This is a genomic window from Butyrivibrio sp. (assembly GCF_017940685.1).
Taxonomy (GTDB): domain Bacteria; phylum Bacillota; class Clostridia; order Lachnospirales; family Lachnospiraceae; genus Butyrivibrio.
The window spans coordinates 1-10,690 of record NZ_JAGAYD010000200.1 but is presented as its reverse complement, the minus strand read 5'-3'; the positions used below and the strand labels follow the sequence as shown (position 1 = coordinate 10,690).

The 10,690-nt window shown below is 43.5% G+C and carries 7 protein-coding genes; 6 read left to right on the top strand and 1 reads right to left on the bottom strand.

What is annotated here, in order from left to right; genetic code table 11:
* Positions 1-225: 225 nt before the first annotated feature.
* A complete protein-coding gene (locus tag J6I68_RS12500) occupies positions 226-1,089 on the bottom strand; it encodes a DegV family protein (RefSeq protein WP_292220774.1) in 864 nt (287 codons plus the stop codon).
* Between the two features lie 80 nt (positions 1,090-1,169).
* Here J6I68_RS12500 and J6I68_RS12495 point away from each other — a divergent pair, with 80 nt between their 5' ends.
* The 6 genes from J6I68_RS12495 to J6I68_RS12470 form a co-directional block, all read left to right on the top strand.
* Positions 1,170-2,048: a TrmH family RNA methyltransferase gene (locus J6I68_RS12495; protein WP_292220772.1), complete on the top strand. Its 879-nt coding sequence runs from the start codon at positions 1,170-1,172 to the stop codon at positions 2,046-2,048.
* Between the two features lie 5 nt (positions 2,049-2,053).
* Positions 2,054-3,913 (top strand): acyltransferase family protein, encoded by a 1,860-nt coding sequence (locus tag J6I68_RS12490; RefSeq protein ID WP_292220770.1) that lies wholly within the window; start codon positions 2,054-2,056, stop codon positions 3,911-3,913.
* A gap of 117 nt (positions 3,914-4,030) precedes the next feature.
* Complete coding sequence (locus tag J6I68_RS12485) at positions 4,031-5,704, top strand: M3 family oligoendopeptidase (RefSeq protein ID WP_292220769.1); 1,674 nt, start codon at positions 4,031-4,033, stop codon at positions 5,702-5,704.
* 12 nt (positions 5,705-5,716) lie between these two features.
* A complete protein-coding gene (locus J6I68_RS12480; RefSeq protein ID WP_292220767.1) occupies positions 5,717-8,101 on the top strand; it encodes an ABC transporter substrate-binding protein in 2,385 nt (794 codons plus the stop codon).
* Positions 8,102-8,216: 115 nt separating this feature from the next.
* A complete protein-coding gene (locus J6I68_RS12475) occupies positions 8,217-9,203 on the top strand; it encodes an ABC transporter permease (RefSeq protein WP_292220766.1) in 987 nt (328 codons plus the stop codon).
* A 17-nt stretch (positions 9,204-9,220) separates the two neighbouring features.
* A partial coding sequence (locus J6I68_RS12470; RefSeq protein WP_292220765.1) for an ABC transporter permease occupies positions 9,221-10,690 on the top strand: 1,470 nt, incomplete at its 3' end.

The window sequence follows — 10,690 nt, the reverse complement described above, 5'->3', positions numbered from 1 at the left end:
GAGCCCTATTCCATCAGGAGTATCTGGATACTCTCCACGATAATACAACTCCACACATTTCTTTTTGAATTCATAGCTATAGCGCATAAAATAACCCTCCTTCCTGGATTTGTATTGTCCAGAAAAGAGGGTACATATCAATGTCAGCAGAACCGTCCCCGTGTCAGCAGAACCGTCCCCGTGTCAGCAAAACCGCCCCCCCGTGTCAGCAGAACCGTGTCTTGTTTATCTTTCTGCTCCCCAGAAGAAAAGTCCCAGCATTCCGGGGCCTACGTGGGCTCCTGAAAATGGCTCGTGGACGCAGATCCTTATGTTTGCGCTTGGATTGATGTCTCTTACTAAAGAAGCAAGGGCTTTGGCGTCATCCGGGCAGTCGCCGTGGGAGATGAACACACTGTTATCAAAAGTATCTATGCGCTTTTCTGCGTATTTTTTTGCGATGAAATCAATAGAAGCCTTTCTGCCTCTTACCTTGCCGCAGGAGATGATATGTCCTGTGCTGTCGCCAAAGAGAATGGGCTTGATGTTGAGGATGGTTCCGATGCTGGCGGTTACGCCAGAAACACGTCCTGTCTTTTTGAGAAAATTAAGGTCATCTACTGTAAAGTACTGACATGCATGTGGCACAGCCTCATCAAGGATTTTGGAAGCTGCCCTGCAGTTTACACCCTGGGAACTAAGCTGAGCGGCCTTTATTGCAAGAAGACCTGAACCAAAGCCGCATCCCTTGGAATCTACAATATGTACAAATCTCTCAGGAAATTCTTCCATAAGCTCATCAGCAGCAAGAACAGCAGCGTTGTAGGTTCCGCTGATACCTGATGCCATGGCGATGTAGATTACGTCCTGGCCTTGCTCAAGTACGGGCCTGAAATGTGTCATAAAAAGATCAGTATTTAAAAGGCTTGTCTGTGCTGACTTGCCGTTTCTAAGTCCCTCATAAAAAGTGTGGGAATCAAAGGATTCAATATCCCCCTTATATTCTACCTGCTGTCCATCAAGCAGATAACTGCAGGGCAGAAGACTAATCCCTTCAAGCTTATCCTTGGGAAGATTGGCGCTTCCATCTGCAAATACTACAAAACTCATGTTAACCCTCCAAAATAGTTAAAAGTATAGATATTAATATACCATATTTCTTGCAAATATTTCTCATAAAGGAGAAAATAATGTTTGTTAATATTAAGAAGCATATGGAAGGGAAAACGGCTTTGTCTATAGATAACAAGGTGCTCCTGGTAGATGATCTGAGTCTCCCGGAGCTGGCCATATATCACGAATATTCTGAGAATCAGCTCTTTCACATCAATGAACCGGAGCTTGGGGTCTTTATCGCAGAGAGCCCCAAGGTGATCGGAAGGGCCCTGGATGGCGGTTATGAGCCAATATCTCTTTTAATAGAAAAGAGTCAGCTTGGTAAGGAGGCGGAGCCCCTGGTGAAAAGAGCTGCTACAGACTTCCAGATTCCTGTCTACGTGGCGGATGAAAAGACTCTTTTGAAGATAACAGGCTACAACCTTACAAGAGGCGTTTTGTGCGCCATGAAAAGAAGACAGCTCCCGCCTCCGGAGGAAATCCTAAAGGATGCAAGGAGAGTTGCAGTTTTGGAAAATGTCACAAATCCCACCAACATAGGAGCTATTGTAAGAAGCGCTGTGGCACTGGGCATGGACGCGGTTCTTTTTAATAAGGGCTGTTCAGATCCTCTCTATCGGCGCGCTGCCAGAGTATCCATGGGGACCATATTTCAGACGCTCTACACCTTCCTTCCCAAGGAAAGAGAAATAGAAAGCCTTAAGGAACTTGGCTTTAAGTCAGTGGCCATGGCCCTTAGAAGCGATACAAAAGATATTGACGACCCGGAACTTAGAAGTCAGGATAAGCTGGCTATCTTTCTGGGAGCGGAGGGAGAGGGACTCCTTCCAGAGACAATAAGTGCATGCGACTACTGCGTTAAGATCCCTATGTATCACGGGGCAGATTCGCTGAACGTAGCTGCAGCCAGCGCTGTGGCATTTTGGGAGTTATCAAAAACTGTTGGGGAATAAAAACTATGACTAATCTTTTATTACTTGTATTTCCGTTTGCAATCTTTGTACTTGTGTTTTATGGAGCAAAAATAGCGCCAAAGGGCGAGTTTTCATCTGAATATCTAAAGTGGGATCAGATGATGGCCCTCAGAACTGTGGCCTGTCTTTCCATAATCCTTCATCATCTTACCCAGAGGATCACCAATTACGGATGGATCAATAAAGGACCTATAACTTTGTACAATTATATAGGCTTCCTTTGCACTGCTGTGTTTTTCTTCAGTTCAGGCTATGGGCTTTTGTACAGCTATCTGAATAAGAACAACTATCTTGAGGGATTTTTAAGAAAGAGAATTCCTTCAGTCCTTGTCCCATTTATTCTTGTGAATATGATCACTGTTTTGGTAAATCACCTTGTATACAAAAAGGGCACTGGTGATGACCCTTTATATGTCCTTAAGCAGATTGTTGGAATTGAGCTCCTTGACGGCAATTCATGGTTTATTGTGGAGATCATAGTTCTTTATGTGATCTTTGCAGCTTCCTTTTCTATGCTAAAAAACAAGGATGCGGCCCTTACGCTGGTCATTCTTGCAACGCTTTTTATCATTGCATTTGCGTTTTTCAGGGGCCATGATTTTGACGACTACAAAGAGACATATTTCATGGGAGAGTGGTGGTTTAACTCCACCATAACATTCGTTTTTGGCCTTCTGTATGCCCGCTTTAAAGGCGGAATAGAAGCCTTTTTAAGAAAGCACTACAAGGGCATGGTCATCTCTTTTGCTTTGCTGTCTGTGATCCTTACCTTTGCAGGGATTGTGGTTGGTAATGTGTTTGGCTATTACCACGAGATGCTATCTACATACAGGACCGACGCTCTTATCACACTGGTTGTTCAGTCCATTAACTGTATAGTTGTTGTAACCTTCCAGCTTCTATTAAATATGAAGATCGCAGTAAAGAATAAGGCCCTTGACTATATGGGGAGCATCCAGATGATGGTCTTTCTGGTCCATGGATATTTTGTAAGGACTGTTTTTGATCACACCAAAATGGGACACTTCGTGTGGTATCTTTTGGTGTTTGTATGTGCCATCCTTGTGGCAGCAATTCTTTCTCCGGTTTCATCGTTTATTGCAAACAGAGTAAAGCGCCTTCTCCTGTCGCTGGATGTAAAGCGCATAGGCGGAAAAGCGGCAACATATATACTTGCCGGTTTTGTGGTTTTGACAATGCTCTTTTTTGCCATAAGGGGCATAGCTATCAGCAGATATTATGATGAAGAGATGAAGACTCTTTCTGCCTGCAACGTGGGCGATGAGGTATATTTTGGCCGCTTTGATACAGATGGCTCCCGCCTTGGGAAAGAGAGACTTCAGTGGATCGTTCTTCAAAATGACGGGAAGCGAGTATGTCTTTTGACAAAAGAGGGAATAGCCAGCGGATATTTAAGCCAGAAATACGAGGAGGTTTCCTGGGAGGGGTCAGACCTTAGAAAGCGCCTTAATTCTGATGAGTTTACAAGTATATTTAATGAAAAAGAACTTTCAAAGATCATAGAGAGAAAGGGAGAGCTGATATCTCTTTTATCCGCTTCAGAAGCAGAAAAGTACTTTTCTGGGAATGAGGACAGACAGCTTTCTGTAACTGACATTGCCCTGGCTGGTGGCTGCAACATAAATGAGCTTAGTAAGGCCAACAACTGGGATATTAAAGGGTATAGATCTTCCTGGTGGTGGCTTAGGGGTGATTTTGGGAAAAAAGAGATCACATCTCCTATAGTTACTGTAGACGGGGAAATAAGCCTGTCTGAGCGCTATGTAAACAAGCCAGGCGGCGCCATCAGGCCGGTTATTTGGGTTGATATATCGGCGCCTTAAGAAATTGACCATTTTTCACTTTAACTTGATAAAATTTAATCTATGGGATATAATAAATCGGTTATTCTGTGTATGAAATTATTAAAAAAATATAAAATTAGAAAGCAGGACTGATTTATGAAATGCTCACAGATGCCCTATACAAGGGTTAATATGGATGAGGTTAAGAGCTTTTTTGAAAAGCTCATAGCTGATAGTAAGAACGCAAAAAGCGGAGAGGAGCAGTTTGAGCTCCACAAGAAGTACTACAGGTTTATGGAAGATGTTTACACCAACATCAAGCTTGGTGTGTTCAGACATAACATCGATACAACAGAGGAGTTCTATGCAGCTGAGAACGACTACATAGATGAGATCACTCCTCTTATCTCAAAATATGTCAATGACTATAGCAAGGTTTTATATGAGTCACCATTCAGGTCTTACCTTGAGGATAAGATCAGCAAGGTAGCCTTCAAGAACATTGAATTGCAGAACAAGTCTATTGATGATAAGATCCTTCCTCTTATGCAGGAGGAGAACGCTCTTATCAGCAAGTATGACAAGCTCATTGCTTCAGCTAAGATCCCATTTAATGGAGAAGAACTTAATATTTCACTTTTAAGAAAGTACCTTACTGATAAGGACAGAGACACAAGAAAGAAAGCCTGGAAGGCTCTTTCAGAGTACTTTTTGTCAGTGACAGATCAGATCGATGACATCTACGATCAGCTTGTTAAGAACAGAACCAAGCAGGCTAAAGAGCTTGGCTATGACAACTACGTAGAGCTTGGCTACAACAGGATGATGAGAAATTCCTACAGAAGAGCTGAGGTTGAGAACTTCCGCAAGCAGGTAAAAGAGTCCTTTGTTCCCTTCGTAGTTAAGATCCAAGAGGAGAGAAAAGAGCAGATCGGCGTAGATGAGCTCAAGTACTACGACAACGACATGTTCTTTAAGAATGGTAATCCTGCTCCTACAGGAACACCTGAAGAAATCATGAAGGCTGGACAGCAGATGTATTCTGAGCTTTCACCTGAAACCAAGGAGTTCTTTGATTTCATGATCGAGAACGAGCTCTTTGATGTACTTGGAAGAAAGACCAAGAAGGCCGGCGGCTATATGGATTTCCTTCCTAAATACAAGTCACCAATCATCTTTGCGAACTTTAACGGAACCAGCGGAGATGTTGATGTTATAACCCACGAGTGCGGACATGCATTCCAGGGATATGTTACAAGAAACGATGAGATCACTGAGCACAACGATCTCACCATGGAGACAGCAGAGATCCACTCAATGTCCATGGAGTACTTCACCTATGGCTGGATGGACAGATTCTTTGGAGACAGATCACAGGATTATCTCAAGATGCATCTTCAGGATTCCATCACCTTCATCCCTTACGGATGCATGGTTGACGAGTTCCAGCACATTGTATATGACAATCCTGACATGACACCTGCTGAGCGTAAGAATGTATGGAAGGAACTTGAAAAGACCTACAGACCATGGCTTGACTTTGACGGCGATGAGTTCTTTGGAGAGGGTGGTTACTGGCAGAGACAGGGACACATCTTCTGGAATCCTTTCTACTATATTGATTATGTTCTTGCCAGCGTTGTAGCCATGCAGTTCAAGGTGTGGATGGATAAAGACTATAAGGATGCATGGAATCATTACTTACAGCTTTGCAAGCTTTCAGCTAAAAACTTCTATGAGGAAGAGCTTGCAGAGGTAGGCCTTAAGAGCCCATTCAAGGACGGAACTATTGACGACCTTGTTAAAAATATGAGCGAAAAAGTGTTTTAAGGAGGAAATTTTATGAAAAACAGAAAAAAAGTGCTGTCTGCACTTCTTGCTGGCGCTCTTGCTGTTTCAACAGCAGCTTGTGGCTCAGCTCCATCTGACAATGCACCTGCAGACACACAGACTTCTGAAACAGCTGCTACAGAAACTACAGAAGCTGCTTCAGAGACAGCACCAGCTGCTGGTAGCGATGCACCACTAGTAATTGCAGAGGACGACTTCTCAGAGAAGTTCAGTGAGTTCTTCTGCGCAAGCGTACCTGATCAGCGTGTTGCTGATATGACAACAGTAACTCTTTTGAACAACGACCGTGCCGGTGAGCTTATCTACAACGGCATCGAGGGAGAGACCAAGAACTACAATGGAACAGATTACACCTATGAAGGTATCTCAGATTGCGTTGTAACAGAGAATGCAGACGGAACAGTTGATTACGACTTCAAGCTTCGTGAGGGCGTTAAGTTCTCTGACGGCGAAGAGCTTACAGCTGACGACGTAATCTTTTCATACTATGTATACCTTGATCCTTCATATGATGGAAGCGCATCAACATACGCTCTTCCTATCAAGGGACTTGAGGAGTACAGAAGTGGTTCAGACACTCTTTTCAATCTTCTTGTAAAGGGTGGCGCTGACAACACAGATTTCACATTTGTAACAGAAGAGCAGCAGAAGAAGTTCTTCGAGGAAGACCTTCCTGCAGCAGGCGAGAAGTTCGCACAGTCAATCGCTGACTACTGCACAGCTAATGGATATCTTGCTGAGACAGAGGCAGTTGCCAAGGATCCTATCGCAAACGGAATGGTTAACTGGGGATTCGCTAAGGACAACGGCGATGGAACAATCACAACAACAGCTACAGCAACTGACTTTGACGTTGCTGGCGGAAGCGCTCCTACAGCTGCTGATTACTGGAATGAGATCGTAACAGCTTACGATGGAGATATCGCAACAGCTTCAGATACAGAGAAGGCTGACAACGGAATCCTTGATTTCCTTTCTGATGACTACAAGGTAGCTATCGCAACAGGTGATTCAGTAGATCACGTAGAGGGTATCCAGAAGGTTAACGACTACGAAGTTAAGGTTACTCTTACAGAGGTTGATGCTACAGCTATTTACCAGCTTGCTATCAACGTTCAGCCTATGCACTACTATGGCGATGCAAGTAAGTATGACTATGACAACAACAAGTTCGGCTTTGAGAAGGGTGACCTTTCAACAGTTCGTGCTAAGACAACAACTCCTATGGGAGCTGGCCCTTACAAGTTCGAGAAGTTCGAGAACAAGATCGTTTACTTCACAGCAAACGAGAACTACTGGAAGGGTGCTCCTGTAACAAAGAACATCCAGTTCAAGGTTACATCTAACGCAGATAAGGAGAGCGGTGTAGTTCAGGGAACAGTTGATATTTCTGATCCTTCAGCTTCCAAGTCAGCTCTTGAGCAGATCGCTGGTGAGAACTCAAACGGTGAGATCTCAGGTGATGTTCTTACAACAGTTCTTACAGACTACAGAGGATATGGCTACATCGGAATGAACTCTGAGAACGTTAGCGTTGGTGGAGACAATGCTTCTGAGGCTTCCAAGAACCTTAGAAAGGCTATTGCAACAGTTATTGCTGTATACCGTGACGTAACAATTGATTCATACTACGGAGACGCAGCTTCAGTTATCAACTATCCTATCTCTAACACATCATGGGCAGCACCTCAGGCTTCAGATCCTGATTACAAGGTTGCTTTCTCAGTTGATGTTGATGGTAATGACATCTACACAGAGTCAATGACAGAAGATGAGAAGTACGCAGCAGCACTTGAGGCAGCAAAGGGATACCTTGAGGCAGCTGGCTACGAGTTCAAGGATGGCAAGATCTCAGCAGCTCCTTCAGGTGCTAAGACAAGCTACGAAGTAATGATCGGTGGCGGCGGTCAGGGTGATCACCCTTCATTTGGTATCCTTACAGCAGCTTCTGAGGCTCTTAAGACAATCGGCTTTGACCTTGTTATCAACGACCTTGCAGATACATCAATCCTCTGGTCAGCACTTGAGGCTGGCACAGCAGAGCTTTGGTGCGCAGCTTGGCAGACAACTCTTGATCCTGATATGTTCCAGATCTATCACTCAGAGGGTGGTAGCGCTGGTCACTACCGCATCTACTCAGATGAGCTCGATGAGCTTGTTTCTGAGGCTAGAACAGTAACAGACCAGGCAGTTCGTAAGGCGCTTTACAAAGAGGCTCTTGACTTCGTTGTAGATTTTGCCTGCGAGATCCCTGTATATCAGAGACAGGACTGCACAGTATACAGCTCACAGAGAGTAAATGTTGATTCTATCACACCTGATCAGACAACATACTACACATTCATGGATGAGATCTATAAGATCGCAATGAACTAAGTAATATAGGGATTCACAGTTCCATGGGACGGTGCTTGCATCGTATCCCATGGAACCATGAAGACCAAACATATATAATAACCATTAGCTTTTTTTTGCACTAAGGAGCACTAAAATGAAGAAGTTTATAGTAAGAAGACTGCTTATTTCCGTAGTTCTTCTGTTCTTTGTATCATTGATCATTTATACAATCATGCGACTGATGCCAACTTCCTACGTTGAGTCTCAGGCCATGGCTCTTGCCACAAGACCTGGATCCAAATCTTATCAGGAGTGGGTTGATCAGCTCAACGCACAATATGGTCTTGATACCGGGATCATTCAGGGGTATTTCAAATGGGCTTCTAAGGCTATCAGACTTGATTTTGGGGATTCATGGTATTTCAATCAGCCAGTTCTTCAGAAGTTTTCAAATGTTATCTGGTATTCATTTGGACTTGGACTTGCTGCATTTTTAATTGAGATTCTTATTGCTATTCCAGCAGGTATTCTTGCTGCAAGAAAACAGTATATGTTTGCTGATTACGCTATTACAGTAATAGCACTTATTGGTATTTCACTTCCAAGCTTTTTCTTTGCCACAATTTTGAAATATATCTTTTCCATAAAACTTGGATGGGTTGACCTTTACGGTATTGTCAGCCGTATGCATGAGACCCTCTCAGATACCGGAAAAGTTTTAGATATGGTAAGACACATGGTACTTCCTACACTTACACTGGTTGTGGTCAGTATCGGTAGCCTTATGCGTTATACCCGTGCCAACATGCTTGAGGTTCTTAATTCTGATTACATCAGAACAGCTCGTGCTAAGGGACTTTCAGAGAACCGTGTAATCAATCATCACGCATTTAGAAATACTCTTATACCTATCGTTACACTGCTTGGTGGATCCCTCCCAGGACTTTTTGGTGGTGCCATGATCACAGAGACACTTTTCCAGATCCCTGGTATCGGATACACATTCTATCAGTGCGTAACTCAGGGAGATATTCCTTTTGTTATGTTCTACATGGTATTTATGGCAGTACTTATTCTTCTTGGAAACCTCATTGCGGACATCACATATGCACTTGTTGATCCAAGAGTAAGGGTTAATTAAGAAAGGAGGAAGAGCAGATGGAAAACACTAATACACAAAATGAAGAAATGCATTTAGATGACGCTGCCAGAGTCAGAGTTCTTTCTCCAGGTATGATGGTCTTTAAAAGATTCATCAGAAACAAGTTGGCTATTGTTGGAATTGTTATCATTGCATTTATGTTTTTATTTTCATTTGTAGGAGGCCTGATCATTCCTTATTCACAGTCTCAGGTATTCTACACCACAGAACAGATCCTTAAGGACTATGCTGGAGCAACAGCTATTGATCAGTATCAGATCCAGCAGGCAGAAGGGGCCAGCCTTCCTTCAGATATCTTTTCAAAGACACTTATTGCAGCTTCTACTGGCAAGTACGTGTTTGAGACAAGAGATGGTTCACTTCTTGGCCTTGGTAATGTAGGGGAGAATGTTTACGTCATCTATTCGCTTGAGCAGGTTAATAAGCTCCTTCGCAAGAACGCAGCTTATGATGAAGCAGTAGCTAATGGAGAGAACTTCTTTACAGATTCAGATGGCAAGACTTATGTATTCCAGGACACAGGGGCTGCAAATCCTGATGTATATGTAGGAACAGAGCTTGGCGTAGCAGCAATGAAGTCCTTTACAAGCTTTGACAAGAACGAGACTTTTCCTTACGAGTTCTACAGAGAGAGTCTTATAGCTATAGCAAACGGCGAAACTGAATTTGAACTAGGTGGCTCCAAGTACACAGTTGATGAAGATGTGGTTTCAAAAGACGGAGCTGAGTATGCTCTTGTGTCTGATGTAAACTTTAACGCTGCCAACGCTGGCGTATACTTAAGTCCGGCATACAAGGAGGCAGCTCTTTCGGCAGTTGCAAAGGGTGACAGCTCTTTTACCTTCCCTGATGAAGATGGAACAGAGGTAGAGTACAGGATTGAGAATAAAAACGGTCAGTACACCTTCAAGAAATTCCAGGAGACAAGAGTCATTGACACCTACGCACGCCCTTCCAAGGAGCATCTTGTTGGTACAGATGCCAACGGAATGGACCTTCTTGCAAGACTTATGTATGGTGGACGTATTTCACTTCTTATTGGATTTGTAGTTATCTTCATTGAAGTGTTCATCGGAATGATCATCGGTGGTGTTGCAGGTTTCTTTGGCGGATGGGTAGACAACATCCTCATGAGAGTTGTAGACGTTGTTTACTGTATCCCTACAATGCCTCTTTACCTGATCCTTGGTTCCATCATGGACTATTACCAGGCCAGCGCCACAACCCGTATCTATATGCTCTGCGTTATCATGGCTGTTATCGGATGGGTTGGAATCGCCCGTATCGTAAGAGGTCAGATCCTCTCACTTCGTGAGCAGGAGTTCATGGTTGCTGCAGAGGCAACTGGTATCAGTACTTACAGACGTATCTTTAAGCACCTTATCCCTAATGTAGTACCTCAGCTTATCGTTTTTGCCAGCATGGGACTTGGTGATGTAATCCTTGCAGAAGCTACACTTTCATTC

Bases quoted from the DNA above. Each gene is read 5' to 3' on its own strand.
- J6I68_RS12500 (WP_292220774.1), bottom strand. From the start codon at position 1,089: ATGAGTTTTGTAGTATTTGCAGATGGAAGCGCCAATCTTCCCAAGGAT.
- J6I68_RS12495 (WP_292220772.1), top strand. From the start codon at position 1,170: ATGTTTGTTAATATTAAGAAGCATATGGAAGGGAAAACGGCTTTGTCT.
- J6I68_RS12490 (WP_292220770.1), top strand. From the start codon at position 2,054: ATGACTAATCTTTTATTACTTGTATTTCCGTTTGCAATCTTTGTACTT.
- J6I68_RS12485 (WP_292220769.1), top strand. From the start codon at position 4,031: ATGAAATGCTCACAGATGCCCTATACAAGGGTTAATATGGATGAGGTT.
- J6I68_RS12480 (WP_292220767.1), top strand. From the start codon at position 5,717: ATGAAAAACAGAAAAAAAGTGCTGTCTGCACTTCTTGCTGGCGCTCTT.
- J6I68_RS12475 (WP_292220766.1), top strand. From the start codon at position 8,217: ATGAAGAAGTTTATAGTAAGAAGACTGCTTATTTCCGTAGTTCTTCTG.